Here is a 14780-nt window from a genome sequence, read left to right as displayed (position 1 = left end):
GTTCAGGGGGCGAGGCAGACCTCGCCGTCCCGGTAATGGAGCACCCGCTCCCCGGGGTCGGGGGGCAGGACGAAGGACAGGTCCTCCAGTTCGGTGATGCCGGCGGCCAACTGCTCCAGGAGGAGGGCGGGGTCGTGGGTGAAGAACCCGGTGCATGGCCCGGCCAGAGGCTCCCGGCGCGCCTCGGCGTCCGCGAGCCGGGCCGAGAGTCCGAACCAGGTGATGAGGTCGGCGGCCACCGCCCCCTGGGCCTCCAGGCCCAGGGCCTGGAACTGGGCGGTGACGAAGTCCCGTTGAAGGGTGATGACGTCGCCTGAGCCGGGATGGTCGGCGAAGCGGCGGTACAGCTCCGAGGGTTCCAGCCCCAGGGCGCCCTGGACGATGGCGAACCACGGCACGGCCTTCCCGTCGTTGTAGAAGAGGTCGCAGGCGCGGGCGATGCGCTCGGCCTGGGCGAGGTCCTCCGGCGGAAAGCCCGGGGAGGCGGTGACCAGGTAGGGGTTGGCGGCCTGGTGCTCCAGGCCGAAGGAGGCCGCCGTGTCGAAGAGCCGGGTGCCGGGGAGCACCGCCAGCCGGAAGATGTCCAGGTGGTTGGGCGCCATGCCCAGGGCATAGTCGAGGCTGGCCTTGAAGCCCTCCAGGTCGTCGCCGGGCAGGCCGTAGATGAGGTCGAAGCCGTAGGTGGCGCCGGCGCGGTGCAGCAGGAGGACGCGGCTCTCGAACGCATCGGGATCGATGTGGCGGTTGATGTTGCGCAGCACGGCGTCGTGGGCGCTCTGCAGTCCGATCTGGAGGGTGCAGCGGATGGACGCGAAGAGTCCGGCCAGCTCGCGGTCGATGAACTCGGACCGGATCTCGAAGAAGAAGTGGATGGCCGGCGCCTGGGCGGCGATGAGGCGCAGGACCTCCTTGGCCCGGGCGCGGTCGAAGTTGAAGGTGGGGTCCAGCACGAAGACCTGGCTGACGCCCTTGGCCTCGAACAGGCGCAGCTCGGCCTCCACCCGGTCCATGGGGATGCGCCGGATGCCCGAGCCGCCCCGGGACTCGAAACAGAAATCGCACTTGAAGGGGCACCCGCGGCTCAGCTCCCACAGCTGCCCCGGGTAGGCCGACGGGTCCAGGGTCCCGTCCAGGTAGGGGCTGGGCAGCGCGGCGAGGTCGGCCACCGGGGCGGGGCGGAGGGTGGCCTGGAGGGCGCGGGGGTCCAGGCCCCGGAGCAGGTGCTTGACGGCAGCCAGGATGAGGTCCTCGCCCTCGCCCGGGAGCACCAGGTCGATGGCGGGGTCGGCCAGGACGCCCCCGGGGTCCGCGGTGGCCTCCGAACCGCCCGCGAAGATCACCAGGTCCGGCCGGCGCGCCCGGAGGATCCGGGCCACGGCCAGCGACAGATCGCGGTTCCAGAGGTACATCGAGAACCCCACCCACCGGGGGACGTCCGCCAGGATCCGGTCGGCGCAGGCTTCGGGAGCCTGCTCGAGGTACAGGTCCTGCACGCGCACGGCCACCTCGGCCCCGAAGGAACGCCGCACCACGGAGGCGAGCATGGCCGGACCCAGGGGCACCGCCCGGGCCGAGGCTTCCAGATGTATGGCCACCAGAACCAGATCCATACGTGCGCGCCCCCTATCTGCATCATAGGCGGGTGGCGCGGGAATGGGGCAAAGCGGGTATGCTTGCTGGGCATTCATTGGAGGCCACATGGGCTTGGGCGCAAAGATCGCTTTGGGGTGCGGGGGAATCCTGGTGCTGTTCATCGTGATCCTCGGGCTGGGCGCCGTGGGATCCTACAACTCGCTCAACGGCCTGAGCCAGGGCGTGGACGCCCAGTGGGGGCAGGTGGAGAACGTCTACCAGCGCCGCGCCGACCTGGTCCCCAACCTCGTGGCCACGGTGAAGGGCGCCGCCGCCTTCGAGAAGGACACCTTCACGGCCGTCACCGAGGCCCGCGCGAAGGTGGGCCAGATCAACCTGGGCGGCAAGGCCCCGGCCACCCCCGAGGCCATGGCCTCGTTCCAGAAGGCCCAGGAGGGCCTGGGCTCGGCGCTCTCGCGGCTCATGGTCGTCGTGGAGAAGTACCCCGACCTCAAGGCCACCCAGAACTTCAGGGAGCTCCAGGCCCAGCTCGAGGGCACCGAGAACCGCATCGCGGTCGAGCGCATGCGCTTCAACCAGGCCGCCCAGGCCTTCAACACCCGGCGCAACAGCTTCCCCACCGTGCTCATCGCCGGGTTCTTCGGCGACCGGTTCCGGGACCGGGCCTACTTCAAGGCCCAGGCCGGCTCCGACACGGCGCCCAAGGTCGCCTTCTAGTTCATGCGGCGGCTCCTGGTCCTGCTCTGCCTCCTGGCGGGGATCCTCGGGGCCGCGCCCCCGCCGGCCCCCACCCGCTGGGTGACCGACGGCCCCGGCCTCCTTTCGCCGGCGGCGCGCACAACCCTGGACCGGCGGCTGGAAGCCTATGAGCGGGGCACGGGCCACCAGGTGCTGGTGTGGATCGGCGACACCACCGGCGGGGATCCCCTGGAGGACTGGACCGTCAAGGCCTTCGCGGCCTGGAAGGTGGGCCGCAAGGGCCTGGACGACGGCCTCGTGCTGTTCGTGCTGGTGGCCGACCGCAAGGTGCGCATGGAGGTGGGCTACGGGCTGGAGGGCCAGGTGCCCGACGCGGTGGCCTTCCGAATCATCCAGGAGACCATCCTCCCGGCGCTGAAGGCCGGAGATCCCGACAAGGCCCTCACGGCGGGGGTGGACCGCACCCTAAAGGTCGTCGGGGGTGACAAGGCGGCGGCCCGACCCACCCGGGGCCAGGGGGCCGGCTTCGACTTCGCCTCGCTGGGCCTGGGCACGAAGATCCTGCTCGGGCTCGTGGCGCTGGCCTTCCTGGGGCTGCTTGTCACCCACCCGTCCATGGCCATCTACCTCCTGCTGGACATCCTCACCTCGGGCCGGGGCGGCGGAGGCGGCGGCGGGGGCGGCGGGTTCTCCGGCGGCGGAGGGCGTTCCGGCGGCGGGGGGGCGTCGGGGTCATGGTGAAACGCGGAGGTCCGTCATGTGGGGCATGAGCCGCAGGCGCCTGAGGCAGTGCGTGGACGCGGGGAAGGTCATGGAGGCCATCCGGGAGGCGGAGCGCGCCTCCTCCGGCGAGATCCGGGTGTCGGTGTCCCGGTTCTTCTGGGGCGACGCGGAAAAGGCCGCCGCCAGGGCCTTCGACCGGCTCCGCATGGCCGCCACCGCCGACCGGAACGGCGTGCTCATCTTCGTGGTGCCCAGCCGCAGGCGGTTCGTGGTGCTGGGGGACGCCGGCATTCATGCCCGGGTGGGGCAGGCCTTCTGGGACGACGTGGCCGCGTGCATGGCCACGCGGTTCGCCCGGGGCGCCTTCACCGAAGGGCTGGTGGACGCCATCCACCTGGTGGGGGAGCGCCTGGCCGAGCACTTCCCCTGGGCGGGCGACGCGGACTCGAACGAGTTGCCGGACGACGTGGACTTCCGGTAGGACCCGTACACGGTATATTTTTCCCATGGTGGTCGCCATCCTCGTCGGGTTCGCCTTCGGATTCATCGGCTCGATGCCGGTGGCGGGACCCATCGCCCTGCTGGTGCTGCGGCTGGGGCTCAACCACGACGCGCGCCATGCCCGCTACGTGGCCATCGGCGGGGCCGCGGCGGAGGGGTTCTATTCCCTGGCCGCCTTCTGGGGGCTCAGCACCGTGCTGGACCGCTTCCCCCACGTCCTCCCCGCCAGCCGGATCGTGGGCGCGGTGCTGTGCCTGGCCCTGGGCATCGTCCTGCTGCTGCACAAGCCCAAGCCCGGGCTCCCGCCGGGCCAGCCCGAACGGCGGAAGGGCACCAAGCGCAGCCTCCTGGGGGGCTTCCTGCTCACCGCCCTGAATCCCACGCTGCTGGTCACCTGGACCGCCGCCCTGGCGGCCCTCCACACCACGGGCCTGGTCACCCTCTCCCCGGAACGGGCGGTGCCCTTCGCCCTGTCGGTGTTCCTGGGCATCGTGGCCTGGTTCTCCACGCTGCTCTGGCTGGTGCGCAGGTTCAAGGGCCGGTGGAGCCCCGCGACGGTGGAATGGTTCATCAAGGCCATGGGCGCGCTGCTGGTGATCGCCGCGGCCGTGGTCCTGTTCAGGGCCGTCCTCGGTTGAGCCGGTCCCGCCAGGAGCGCAGGCCCCAGGCGACGTAGGCGAGGATGGAGTTGCCGCGGCGGTCGCCCTTGCGGCGCTCCACGGCCACGGGGAGGTCCTCCTTCCGCCGGTCGTCCTTGCGGCGTTCCTCCCGGTGGATGGCGTGGAGCACGAGCCCGAAGAAGGCGATGACGACGAGGATCAGGTAGAGGGTGTCCATCACGGCCGCCTCCCGGGGAGGTATCTTGGCACGGGTCGCCGCGGCGGGGCCACGAAAGGAGACGGACTATACTGGGGGCTTGACCCCGAGGCCCCCATGGCGTTCCTGATCCTGCTGCCCCCCTGGCCCCACAAGGTGGATGGCGGCGTCCTCCTCCTGGTGGCCGCCCTCTTCCTGGCCACGGTGCTCGCCCACCGCTACTGGAGGGCCAAGATCCGCCTGGAGGACGAGATGGAGGCCCGGGACCTGGACGCCCGGCGCGCCTTCGAGCGGTACCGGGAGGCCTTCCGGGGCCTGGCGGCGCCCGCGGCCTTCGCGGACCGGGTGTCGGGACTGGTGATGGAGGCCACCCCCGGCTGGTCCCGGCAGGACCTGCCCGGACCCGGTGAACCGGTCTTCGGGGGGGATCCGTCGCTGGAGGCGGCCTGGAGGGGAATCCCCGCCCCGGGGCCCGACCACCGGCCCGCCGCTCCCGGGACCCTGACCCTCCGGGGGCGGGCCTTCACGGCCACCTGCCTGGGCGGGGCCAGCCTGGGGGTGGTGCTCCTGGTGCCAACGGAAGGCTGAAAAGGGACCGGGCCGCGATAAACTGGTTTTTTGCCCGGAAGGAATGGAGACCGCATGCAGCTAAGCCAGTACCGCCAAGTCCGCATCGAGAAGCTGGAAAAGCTCAAGGCCCTGGGGCTGGACGTGTGGCCCCGCAAGGCCGAGCGCACCCACGGCATCGGGGAGCTCCTGGAGGCCCACGACCGGGATGGGGCCAAGACCTCCGGCGAGGAACTGGAGGCCCTGGCCAAGGTGGTCAGCGTCATGGGGCGCGTGGTCGCCATCCGGGAGATGGGCAAGAGCGTCTTCGCCACCATCACCGAGATGGGCGTGAAGCTCCAGGTGTACTTCCGCATGAACGAACTGGCCGAGCCCGGGTGGGAGGTGGTAAAGCTGCTCGACCTGGGCGACTTCATCTCCGTCACCGGCCCGGTCATGCGCACGCGCATGGGCGAGCTCTCCGTGCGCGCCCAGCGGATCCAGTTCCTCACCAAGGCCCACAAGCCCCTGCCCGAGAAGTGGCACGGGCTGCAGGACAAGGAGGTGCGCTACCGCCGGCGCTACCTGGACCTGGTGGCCAACCCCGACGTGCTCCTCACCTTCCAGACCCGCAGCCGGATCATCGCCAAGGTGCGGAGCTACATGGAGGGCCAGCGGTTCCTGGAGGTGGAGACCCCCATGATGCAGCCCATCCCGGGCGGCGCCACGGCCCGGCCCTTCGTCACGCACCACAACGCCCTGGACATCCCCCTCTACCTGCGCATCGCCCCCGAACTCTACCTCAAGCGCCTGATCGTCGGCGGCTTCGAGCGGGTGTTCGAGATCAACCGGAGCTTCCGCAACGAGGGCGTGTCCATGCGCCACAACCCTGAGTTCACCATGATGGAGAGCTACGCGGCGGGCGAGGATCTGCGGGACGTGATGGTGCTCACCGAGAACCTGTTCGAGACCGTGGCCCGACACCTGGGCGCCGTGGAGCGCCCCTTCGGCGTGGACGCCGAGGGCAATCCGCGCCTCATCAGCTACCAGACGCCCTTCCGCCGCATGACCCTCAAGGACGCCACCGCCCACTTCGGCGGCTTTGACCGCGCCCTCCTGGAGGACCCGGCCCAGATCCTGCGCCTGGCCCAGGAAGCCCACGTGGAGGACGCCGAGAAGCAGACCCCGGGCGCCCTGCTGGGCGCGCTCTTCGAGCACCACGCCGAGAAGGAGCTCATCCAGCCCACCTTCATCACGGACTACCCCGTGGAGCTCAGCCCGCTCACCAAGAACCTCCCGGGCGACGCGCAGTTCGTGGACCGCTTCGAGCTCTTCATCGGGGGCATGGAACTGGCCAACGCCTACTCGGAGCTCAACGACCCGGTCGTCCAGCTGGAGCGCTTCCAGGCCCAGCTCGCCGAGCGCGAGGCCGGCAACGACGAGGCCATGCTCCTGGACGACGACTTCATCGAGGCCCTGGAGCACGGGTTCCCCCCCTGCGGCGGCCTGGGCGTGGGCATGGACCGGCTCGTCATGCTCATGACCGACAGCTCCAGCATCCGCGACGTGCTGCTGTTTCCCCTCATGCGACCGATGGCCAAGGGTGCCGAGGACGAGGACGAGGCCTAGCTCGCTAGCCCGATCAAAATAGTGGACACTCCCTAGCCCGATTTGAGGCTTCGGTAGCTTCGGGTAAAGGACACGTACGGTGCGCCAGGCAAAGCTTGGGCGAGGAGGACGGATGACCTAATCACCTGAAACCTCGCAATGGGACCCGATGGGTAGCCAACCCCATCTGGCAAAGCTGGCCAGCAGCCAGAAGCGAGTCTTGCGTGGTGGTGGGGTGACCCACCCTTCGAAGCGTAGACAGCGAGCGTATAGGCCGTGTGATCGAGCCTCGAAAGTCTTATTACCGTGGGAGCCGACGTTTTCGTACGAACGGAAGGCCGCACCTGAGAGCCGCAACGGCCTGGCTCAAAGGTCCCGCCGGGGTCGCAGAGCAGGGCATGTCCGCAGGGGGTCCCCCAGGAACCTGGGAGGCCCTGTCGTTTCCGCCTGGACCCGTGGTTGGGGACGCCACGATCCAAACAACCCTGGCCTGGACGGGGGGCACCGACCCGATCAGGAGCGAACAACCGGATGCGAAGGCGGTACCGCCAGCCGGAACCAAATGACGGCGGCGGGAAGGGCGGCAGGGAGTCGGAGCAGCTCGTAGTAGCGATGAAGGTGGGGAACCGTTCCGAGGGACCCGCTGGAGCCAAGGGGCTGCCAGATCACGGAATCGTTGGAGGGAAAGACCATGGGAATATCGACTCCCAGCTCGGTCTGCACGAAACAACAACGGATAGCGGAACTGTCCCGGCAAATGCCGGAGGCGGCAATTCGCAGCTTGTCCCACCACATGGACATCGAATGGCTTCAGGAAGCCTACCGGCAAACCCGTAAGGACGGGGCAGTAGGGGTGGATGGCCAAACAGCCCAGGAATACGCGGAGAATCTGGAGGCAAATCTCCAATCCCTGCTGAACCGAGCCAAAGCCGGCGACCCCTACAAGGCCCCTCCGGTGCGAAGGGTATACATCCCCAAAGCGGATGGAACCCAGCGTCCTCTGGGCATCCCCACCTTCGAGGACAAGGTCCTCCAGAGGGCGGTGGTCATGCTCCTGGAACCCCTCTATGAGCAGGACTTTCTGGACTGCTCGTATGGATTCCGGCCCGGGAGGTCGGCGCACCAGGCACTGCAGGCGATCTGGCAGCAGACGATGAACCTGAGCGGTGGGTGGCTGCTAGACGTGGATATCCGGCAGTATTTCGACACGCTGGACCACGGCTGCCTGCGGGAAATCCTGGACAAGCGGATGCGGGACGGAGTGGTAAAGCGTCTGATCGGCAAATGGCTGAAGGCGGGGGTTCTCGACCAAGGATGCATCACGCACCCGGAAACGGGCACTCCCCAGGGGGGTGTGATCTCCCCGACCCTGGCCAACATCTACCTCCACGAAGTGCTGGACGTATGGTTCGAGCGGGAAGTGAAGCCCCGTCTGCGGGGTCAAGCCTTTCTGGTCCGCTACGCGGACGACTTCGTGATGGGCTTTGCCCTTGAGGAAGATGCCCGGCGAGTCCTGGAGGTGCTGCCGAAGCGCTTCGAAAGGTTCGGACTGAGGATCCACCCGGACAAGACCCGGCTGGTGGAGTTCCGGAAACCGAAGGAACCGCGGGACCCCGGAGGGGGACCCGGCAACTTCGACTTCCTGGGATTCACCCATTACTGGGGCAAGTCCCTCAAGGGGGCTTGGGTGGTGAAGCGGAAGACCTCGAAGAAACGGTTCAGCCGCGCCATCAAGGCCACAGGGGACTGGCTGAAGAAGAACCGGCATAACCGGCTCTCGGACCAGCACAAGACCCTGCGCCAGAAGCTAATCGGACACTACAACTACTACGGGATTACGGGGAACTTCAGATCCATCAGGAACTTCGCTCGGGAGGTGAGTCACCTCTGGAAGAAGTGGCTGGGCCGGAGATCCCAAAGGGCAGTCCTGACCTGGGAGGCCATGGAGAAGGTGTTGAAGCGGTTCCCGCTCCCGCCCCCAAGGCTGAAGCGGACAGTGACGCTCATGCCCGCAGCTACTCACGTGATCTGAGGAGCCGGATGCCTTAATCGGGCACGTCCGGATCTGAGGGGGGTCTGGGGCGGCAACGCCCCGGGCCTACCCGACCCGAGCACGCCGAGGCGCAGAGTTGCGCAGAGGTGGCTTCGCATCCTCGGCGCCGACCCATGCCGCCCAGGCCCTGCCCGCTATCGCGGGCCGCGCCGTTACCGGCGCGCGGCAGGGGGCGCTGGCCCTTCCGCATGCGAGCCTGCGGCGGGCCAGCGCCCCCCGCCTTGGACGGGCCTGGGCTTGATGCGCCGAATGCCGGAATCCGGTGAGGCAAGCGCATCCCGCCAGGAATGGCCAGAGCTTATTCGAATACCCCGAACGATCAGACTCCCGAGGCATCTCGGGTTCTGGAGAAGGTCATGCAGAAAGGCGATGCCCTGAAGATGACGTTTGAGGACGCAAGGTCGCTCTTGTGCGTGCCAGACCCCCTTCCGGGAGGGTCCCTCTCCCCCCAGGAAGGTCCCCCGCCTGACATCTGAACCGGTTGCTGAGCCCAGGCCCGTTCAAGGCAGGGGGCGCTGGCCCGCCACAGGCTCGCATGCGGAAGGGCCAGCGCCCCCTGCCGCGCGCCGGTCACGGCGCGGCCCGCGAAAGCGGGCAGGGCCTGGGCGGCATGGGTCGGCGCCAAAGGTGCGAAGCCGCCTCAGCGTAACTCTGCGCCTCGGCGTGCTCGGCGTACGTGTTTTTTACTCGAACATTTCTCAACAATCCATTTGAGCGAAAGGGTTCCGCTAATCCAAATGGGCTACGCTAGCGGCTGAACCCCGCTACCGCCCCATCCAGGGAGGCCAGGAAGGCCCCGGCCACCTCCGGGTCCAGGCTCAGCTCCCGCGCCGCCGCCGCCACGGGGGCCGCCTGGGCGCGCACCAGGAGGCAGGCCGTGGCCCCCGTGAGCTCCCGCCAGCGTACGAAGCCTTCCGCGTCCCGGCTGGCCAGGAGATGGCAGGCCCCCGGGGCGGGCGCGGGGGCTTCCCAGGTGGCCTCGTGCACCCGGTACGAGTAGGCCAGCACCAGGGTGGAGGGCGCGAGCACGAGCCGGTCCCCGGGCCGGGGCTCGGCCCGGAGGTCCGGGGGGGCGGGTTCGTCCGGGAGGTGCTCCACGCGCTCGCGCACCAGCTCGAAGTGGGCCAGTTCCAGGAGGAACGGCCACCGGTCCCGGCCCCAGCCCGAGGTGGCCAGCCAGCCCAGGAAGGTGGGGGCGATGTCCCGGTAGAAGGGGCTGCGGAAGATGCGTGTGGCCAGGAAGGCGGCGCGGCACGCCTCCCAGGCGCCGGCCTCCTCCAGGAGCGTCCGGGTGAGGGGGAAGTCCAGGTCGATGGGTTCCCAGATGTCGTCCCGCACCGCGTTCCGGTAGTGGAGGAGCCGGTCGCGGTGGCGCCGGAAGGCGGCCTGGTCCCCCTCCGGCAGGCCGCGGGCCGCGGCGAAGGCGCAGGGATCGGCCTCGAAGGCGGCGGCGTCCGGGTCCAGGGCCAGGGCGGCGAGGGTGCGCTGCAGGGCCAGGACGGCCTCACACATGGGCGGCCAGGGCCTGGTCGTAGGCTTCCTGGAGCGCGGCGCGCTCGGCCAGGAGCTCGTCCAGGGGCGGAATGCCGTTGTCCCGTTCCAGCAGCACGGGCACGGGCCGGCCGATGCGGGGCAGCACGAAGCGCATGAGGTCCACCACGGGATCGGCCACCGGGGCCCCGTGGGTGTCCACCACCAGGTCACCGTAGCGCTCGTGGCCGGCGATGTGGATCTGGGCGACCCGGTGGAGGGGCATCCCCTCGAACCAGGCGTAGGGATCGAAGCCGAAATTCAGGGAGTTCACGTAGACGTTGTTGATGTCCAGGAGCCAGCCCGCGTCGCCGCCCTCGAGCACCTCGGTGATGTAGGCCGCCTCGTCCATCTCCGATTCGCCCAGTTCGGCGTAGTAGGTGACGTTCTCCAGCAGGAACGGCACCGGGAGCCGCGGCTTGAGCTCGCGCACCCGGGCCGCGGCGTGGCGCGCCGAGGCCCGGGTGAAGGGCATGGGCAGGAGTTCGTGGGTGGTGGCCCCATCCACCGAGGTGAAACACAGGTGCTCGGAGTGCCAGGGGCTGCCCGTCTCCAGGAGGAAGGTGGCCAGGTCCGCGAGGTAGGCATCGTCGAAGGGGTCGAACCCGCCCACCGAGAGGCTGAGCCCGTGGGAGACCACGGGATCCCGGGCGAGGATGGTCCGCGTGAGGGCGGCGAACCTGCCGCCGTCCCCGATGACGTTCTCCGGGGCGATCTCCCAGAAGGGGACCCCCGGCGCCCTGCGGGCCACCTCCTCCAGGTGGGGCGGGCGCAAGCCCAGGCCGACGCCGGAGATCATGCTAGTGGCCCCAGCCGCAGCGGGGCACGGTGGCGCAGCGGTGTCCGCAGCGGGGTATGCCCGCGCAGCGGCGTCCGCACCGGGGCGTGGTGGCGCAGCGGCGCCCGCAGCGCGGAACGCCGGCGCAGCGCCTTCCGCCGCAGCGGCGCTGCTCCAGGTCGGCCGCGGGGGCGGTCTGGCCCGCGGGGGTGATCTCCCGGGCCGAGAGGGTGGTCGTCGCGTCCGGCAGGGCGGGACCGGCGGTGAAGAGGGAGGCGATGCCGATGAGGGTCGTGATCATGGTGCGCTCCACGCGGCAGAGGCCGCACGGGGACCCCGGGGGATCCGGATGGATGGGGGCCCGGCGGAGGCGGCCACCGGGCGGGGTGGAGGGGACAGGGTTTTTGTCCAGGCTTAGCGTTTCGAATTCCACTGCTACCAATCGGGTGACGAAAGAATGGACTTGAGCGGAAAATTCGAATTAAATTTCAATTATAATAACGTTTACACATGCATTAAAAAGCCCGGATCCGCGGCCTGGAGGCCGGTGGACCCGGATCGCCTTACGTTAAATGAATTCGACTACCCTCACTTGCCCGTGGGTTCCTTCCCTTCGGAGGAGGAGGTGGCGGGCGCGGCGTGGGGCCAGTCCACCAGGGCCTGGTTCAGGCGCTCCCAGTGGCCCTTGAGGGGGGCCTTCTGCTGGATGAACTCCATGCCCTTGGGCACCAGCCGGATGAGGTGGTCGCTCCCGGCCCGGTAGTACGCCAGCCGGGTCCGCTGCCCTTTGCGGTTGGCCCTGTAGGCGAACAGCCAGTGGTTCCTGGGGCCCGGCACGCCCGGTTCGATGCCCTTGAGGTCGGCCTTCATGGTGATCACCCCGTGGCCGCCGACGATCCAGACCTGGTGCTGGCCGGGGCGGGTGTAGGCCAGTTGCTCGGTGCCGTTGCCCAGGAAGTCGCCCGTGGCGGCCAGCAGGTCCGGATCCACCGTGAGCTCGCTGGTGTCGGCGGGGATCAGGTCGGCCTTGGGCGCCTCGGCGTCCTTGTCGAAGTTGCCGGCCACGAAGCCCTGGGAGGGCTGCCGGAGCCGGGCCCCGTTGGTGAGGACCTTCCAGCCCGGCGCGCCCTTGCGGGCGTAGATGAGGTCGGAGACGCCGGCGCCCGTGAGGTCCAGGGGGGCGATGAAGGTGTCCTCCCCCAGGTCGCCCAGGTCCGCCGGGCCGGAGGCGCCCGGGGCCGCCAGCACGGGGAAGGCCATGGTTTCGGCCGAGTCCTGGGCCACGATGCCGAAGCTGCCCTTGTCCACGGACGCGAGGCGCTGGAGGGGCTGCAGCGGATGGATCGCGCCCTCGTCCTTGGCGTTCTTGGCCTCGGCCCCGGGCTTGAAGACCCCGTGGACGAGGGAATGGGTTAGGGGGGTGGCGGCGTGGGCGGCGCACAGGCCTGCGGCCAGGGTCGCTCCAATGAGGATGCGTTGCATGGGGTGCTCCTTTATGGATAAAAAATGGACGTTATGGCGCGCCATTCCTTGAATGCCGCGAGGGGTCCCCAGGTTCACGGCGTTCTCCCGCGGCGGGCCTGGGGATCCGGCCGATGGGGCGGCGCGCCTTCAGGGCCGCGGGGAGCCCGGGCAGTCCTTCAGGGCCGCGAGGGTGCCGTCGATGCGCTGCTGGATGGATTCGGCGGCCGCGAGGACCCGTCCGTTGATGGCCTGGGACTCGGCGATGCGCCGAAAGCTCAGGTACCAGCCCAGGGCGTCGTAGGTCTCGTTGATCGCCAGTTCCACGCCCGCGATGACGGGGATCTTGCGGGCCACCCACTTCCCCGCGACCTTGTTGGAGGCGGCGAGCCTGGAGAGGTCGAGGAGGGCGTGGAGGGCCGGCGAATCGCCGCCGAAATAGTCCTTCATCCGGGGATCGGCGAACAGCGGCTCCAGGTCCCGGTTGGTGCCCTCCATCTGGGCCGCCAGGGCGGAGAGGCCGTCCTTGAGGAAGCCCTGCCAGTCGCCCATGGTGCGGGTGAAGTCCAGGAGCTCCCCGGCGGAGCTGAGCCGGCGGAGGCGCTGGACCTTGGCGCGGATTTCGGCCACGTCCAGGCCCTGGGCGGTCATCTTCCCGGCGTTCGCGTCCAGGATCCGCTCTAGGCGCCCCGCGGCTTCGGCCCGCCTGGAGGCGGCGTCCAGCACCGTACCGGTGAGGGCCTCCATGCCGTCCTGGGCGGCCTTGAGGAGCGCGGCGCGATTGGCGGCCTCCCAGATCTCCACCTGCTCCTGGGCCGACTGCACCGTCTTCTGGAAGCGGGTCCGCTGCTGGACGGATCCTTCCAGGGTGCGGGCGAGCCGGTCGCAGTCGGGGGTCCGGGCCTGGGGCTTCAGGGCCGCCTCGACCTTCGGGGCGTCCTGTTTAAGGCTGGCCGCCACCCATTCCTTCGCCTGGCGCAGGTCCACCAGCCGGGGGTCGTTGCCGGGATTCGCCAGGAACCGGATGTCCTGGATGGGCATGGTGTCGCCGAAAAAGGGGGTGGGCGCGGCGGCCGTGTCGAAGGGGGCCCGGGCGTCCAGAGCCTGGTCATCCAGGGATTTCAGGGCCAGGCCGCCGGAGCCCAGGTCCCGGAAGGCGGTGTCCTGGGCCCCCTCGAGCTGCTTGTAGGAAGCCATCATCCGCAGGTAGGCCGCCTGGGCCTCGGCGTCCCGGGCCTTCCGCGCTTCCTCGGCCCGGGCCGCAGCCTCGGCAGCCGCCTGTTCCGCGGGGGCCTTCGTCTCCGGATCGGAGGCGAACAGGGTGGTGATCAGGCTCTGGAACAGGGTCCCGGCCAGGGCGGCCTTCGCCCCCGCGGGCCGGGTTCCGGCCTTCGGCGCGGCCTTGTGGTAGGGGCAACTGGCGGCGTGGACGCCGTAGGGAAGGGGGGTGCCGCAGTGGATGCACACCGGCTTCGAAGCGCCGGGCACGGTCTGGGCGCAGAGGGGGGCGATCAGCAGGAGAGGGACCAGGAACCGGCGCATGGGGACTCCCTATTCCAGGAGGATCTCCCACTCGTAGATCTTGTCCTGGGCGCCCCGGGCGTCCTTGGCCTCGGGCTCGAGGAGCAGGTACTGCTTCATGAAGCTGATGGCCAGGCGGAACCGCCCCATCTGCGCGGAGATCAGGGCCATGTTGAAGTAGGCCGCGGGGTAGGAGAGGGGGTCGACGGCCACGGCCCTGCGGTAGAGCTCCAGGGCCCGCCCATATTCCTTCTGCTGGTTCAGGAGGTTGGCCTGGACGATGAAGCGCCGCTGCTCTTCGGTGACCGGGGGCTTGACGGCCAGGGCGCGGTATTGGACGGCCAGGGCCTGGGCGCGGGCGGAATCCGCATCCTCCATCCTCGGCGTGGCCTGCTGGATGACCTGGAGGGCATCGGCGGCCTTCTGCGCAACGGCCAGGTCCTTCTTGGCGAAATGGAGGGAGACGTGGTCGCGCAGCCGGATCACGAAGGGATAGTCGGGGTTGGCCGGGTCCCTGGCCACGGTGACCGGGTTTCCGAGGATCTCGGTGAAGGGGAGCGCGATCCGGGGGCTCAGCTGGATGCGGTCCGCAAGCACCGGGATGGTCTCGTACAGGATGTACTGGAGATCATCCCTTTGGTCGTAATGGAGGCTCTTGATGTCGGCTCCGCCCTTCAGGAGGTCGATCAGCTCCCTGGCATTGGCCCGCTTCGTGAGGTCGGAGGAGGAGTAGTCGCCGGCCCCGAAACGGATGCCCACCTGGCGGCTCCGGTCGCGCAGGAGCGCGGTCAGGGTGGTCCGGGCGGACTGGACCGATTCGACGCCGGGCGAAAGGGCCGGGGAATAGATGGCCTCCAGGCGGGCCGGCGGAGACTGGGCCCCCAGGAGGGCGCCTGCGACCAGGATGAATGCGATGCGGGACCCCATGGCCTGCCCTCCTCGCCCGTGGAC

The 14780-nt window shown here is 69.5% G+C and carries 15 protein-coding genes; 7 read left to right on the top strand and 8 right to left on the bottom strand.

The features are described from left to right. Window positions 1-2: 2 nt before the first annotated feature. Window positions 3-1595, bottom strand: a complete 1593-nt coding sequence (locus ACZ5LB_RS11495; RefSeq protein ID WP_464602360.1) for a B12-binding domain-containing radical SAM protein — start codon at window positions 1593-1595, stop codon at window positions 3-5. A gap of 103 nt (window positions 1596-1698) precedes the next feature. Here ACZ5LB_RS11495 and ACZ5LB_RS11490 point away from each other — a divergent pair, with 103 nt between their 5' ends. From ACZ5LB_RS11490 to ACZ5LB_RS11475, 4 genes are read left to right on the top strand one after another with little or no spacing between them, the layout of a single operon-like run. Next, complete coding sequence (locus ACZ5LB_RS11490; protein WP_464602359.1) at window positions 1699-2310, top strand: LemA family protein; 612 nt, start codon at window positions 1699-1701, stop codon at window positions 2308-2310. 3 nt (window positions 2311-2313) lie between these two features. After that, a complete protein-coding gene (locus tag ACZ5LB_RS11485; protein WP_464602358.1) occupies window positions 2314-3033 on the top strand; it encodes a TPM domain-containing protein in 720 nt (239 codons plus the stop codon). A 16-nt stretch (window positions 3034-3049) separates the two neighbouring features. Continuing rightward, window positions 3050-3496 carry a TPM domain-containing protein gene (locus tag ACZ5LB_RS11480; protein WP_464602357.1) on the top strand — a complete coding sequence of 149 codons (447 nt, stop codon included), beginning with the start codon at window positions 3050-3052 and terminating at the stop codon, window positions 3494-3496. Between the two features lie 25 nt (window positions 3497-3521). After that, entirely contained in the window at window positions 3522-4154 is a 633-nt protein-coding gene (locus tag ACZ5LB_RS11475; protein WP_464602356.1) for a LysE family translocator, read from the top strand. Here the strand turns inward: ACZ5LB_RS11475 and ACZ5LB_RS11470 are convergent. Beyond that, a complete protein-coding gene (locus ACZ5LB_RS11470; protein ID WP_464602355.1) occupies window positions 4135-4353 on the bottom strand; it encodes a hypothetical protein in 219 nt (72 codons plus the stop codon). The genes ACZ5LB_RS11475 and ACZ5LB_RS11470 overlap by 20 nt on opposite strands. A gap of 96 nt (window positions 4354-4449) precedes the next feature. On the opposite strand from ACZ5LB_RS11470, the gene ACZ5LB_RS11465 reads away from it, so the two are divergent. The 3 genes from ACZ5LB_RS11465 (at window position 4450) to ltrA (ending at window position 8518) form a co-directional block, all read left to right on the top strand. Next, window positions 4450-4920, top strand: coding sequence for a hypothetical protein (locus ACZ5LB_RS11465; protein WP_464602354.1), 471 nt, complete (start codon window positions 4450-4452; stop codon window positions 4918-4920). Window positions 4921-4974: 54 nt separating this feature from the next. Beyond that, window positions 4975-6507, top strand: coding sequence for a lysine--tRNA ligase (gene lysS / locus ACZ5LB_RS11460; RefSeq protein ID WP_464602353.1), 1533 nt, complete (start codon window positions 4975-4977; stop codon window positions 6505-6507). 760 nt (window positions 6508-7267) lie between these two features. Then, the gene (gene ltrA, locus ACZ5LB_RS11455; protein ID WP_464602178.1) at window positions 7268-8518 is read left to right on the top strand and encodes a group II intron reverse transcriptase/maturase; all 1251 of its coding nucleotides are present in this window, start codon (window positions 7268-7270) and stop codon (window positions 8516-8518) included. 768 nt (window positions 8519-9286) lie between these two features. On the opposite strand, the gene ACZ5LB_RS11450 is transcribed toward ltrA, so the two are convergent. From ACZ5LB_RS11450 to ACZ5LB_RS11425, 6 genes are all read right to left on the bottom strand, one after another. Beyond that, window positions 9287-10051, bottom strand: coding sequence for an HvfC family peptide modification chaperone (locus ACZ5LB_RS11450; protein ID WP_464602352.1), 765 nt, complete (start codon window positions 10049-10051; stop codon window positions 9287-9289). Continuing rightward, window positions 10044-10868 (bottom strand): MbnB/TglH/ChrH family RiPP precursor modification enzyme, encoded by an 825-nt coding sequence (locus ACZ5LB_RS11445; protein WP_464602351.1) that lies wholly within the window; start codon window positions 10866-10868, stop codon window positions 10044-10046. The genes ACZ5LB_RS11450 and ACZ5LB_RS11445 overlap by 8 nt, the downstream gene beginning before the upstream one ends. Window position 10869: 1 nt before the next feature. Beyond that, window positions 10870-11148, bottom strand: a complete 279-nt coding sequence (locus tag ACZ5LB_RS11440; RefSeq protein ID WP_464602350.1) for a hypothetical protein — start codon at window positions 11146-11148, stop codon at window positions 10870-10872. Between the two features lie 287 nt (window positions 11149-11435). Continuing rightward, window positions 11436-12329 (bottom strand): hypothetical protein, encoded by an 894-nt coding sequence (locus ACZ5LB_RS11435; RefSeq protein ID WP_464602349.1) that lies wholly within the window; start codon window positions 12327-12329, stop codon window positions 11436-11438. 129 nt (window positions 12330-12458) lie between these two features. Next, window positions 12459-13850 carry a hypothetical protein gene (locus ACZ5LB_RS11430; protein WP_464602348.1) on the bottom strand — a complete coding sequence of 464 codons (1392 nt, stop codon included), beginning with the start codon at window positions 13848-13850 and terminating at the stop codon, window positions 12459-12461. A 9-nt stretch (window positions 13851-13859) separates the two neighbouring features. After that, on the bottom strand, window positions 13860-14756 hold the full coding sequence (locus ACZ5LB_RS11425) for a hypothetical protein (RefSeq protein WP_464602347.1): 897 nt from the start codon (window positions 14754-14756) through the stop codon (window positions 13860-13862). Between the last annotated feature and the right edge of the window lie 24 nt (window positions 14757-14780).

Source organism: Mesoterricola sp. MK458 (genome assembly GCF_055384935.1).
Note: the sequence above shows the minus strand (reverse complement) of the source record. Positions and strands in the feature narration are given on the sequence as shown.

Excerpts from the sequence above, each read along its gene's own strand:
- ACZ5LB_RS11490 (WP_464602359.1), top strand. The coding sequence starts at position 1,699 with ATGGGCTTGGGCGCAAAGATCGCTTTGGGGTGCGGGGGAATCCTGGTG.
- ACZ5LB_RS11485 (WP_464602358.1), top strand. The coding sequence starts at position 2,314 with ATGCGGCGGCTCCTGGTCCTGCTCTGCCTCCTGGCGGGGATCCTCGGG.
- ACZ5LB_RS11480 (WP_464602357.1), top strand. The coding sequence starts at position 3,050 with ATGTGGGGCATGAGCCGCAGGCGCCTGAGGCAGTGCGTGGACGCGGGG.
- ACZ5LB_RS11475 (WP_464602356.1), top strand. The coding sequence starts at position 3,522 with ATGGTGGTCGCCATCCTCGTCGGGTTCGCCTTCGGATTCATCGGCTCG.
- ACZ5LB_RS11470 (WP_464602355.1), bottom strand. The coding sequence starts at position 4,353 with ATGGACACCCTCTACCTGATCCTCGTCGTCATCGCCTTCTTCGGGCTC.
- ACZ5LB_RS11465 (WP_464602354.1), top strand. The coding sequence starts at position 4,450 with ATGGCGTTCCTGATCCTGCTGCCCCCCTGGCCCCACAAGGTGGATGGC.
- lysS (WP_464602353.1), top strand. The coding sequence starts at position 4,975 with ATGCAGCTAAGCCAGTACCGCCAAGTCCGCATCGAGAAGCTGGAAAAG.
- ACZ5LB_RS11450 (WP_464602352.1), bottom strand. The coding sequence starts at position 10,051 with ATGTGTGAGGCCGTCCTGGCCCTGCAGCGCACCCTCGCCGCCCTGGCC.
- ACZ5LB_RS11445 (WP_464602351.1), bottom strand. The coding sequence starts at position 10,868 with ATGATCTCCGGCGTCGGCCTGGGCTTGCGCCCGCCCCACCTGGAGGAG.
- ACZ5LB_RS11440 (WP_464602350.1), bottom strand. The coding sequence starts at position 11,148 with ATGATCACGACCCTCATCGGCATCGCCTCCCTCTTCACCGCCGGTCCC.
- ACZ5LB_RS11435 (WP_464602349.1), bottom strand. The coding sequence starts at position 12,329 with ATGCAACGCATCCTCATTGGAGCGACCCTGGCCGCAGGCCTGTGCGCC.
- ACZ5LB_RS11430 (WP_464602348.1), bottom strand. The coding sequence starts at position 13,850 with ATGCGCCGGTTCCTGGTCCCTCTCCTGCTGATCGCCCCCCTCTGCGCC.
- ACZ5LB_RS11425 (WP_464602347.1), bottom strand. The coding sequence starts at position 14,756 with ATGGGGTCCCGCATCGCATTCATCCTGGTCGCAGGCGCCCTCCTGGGG.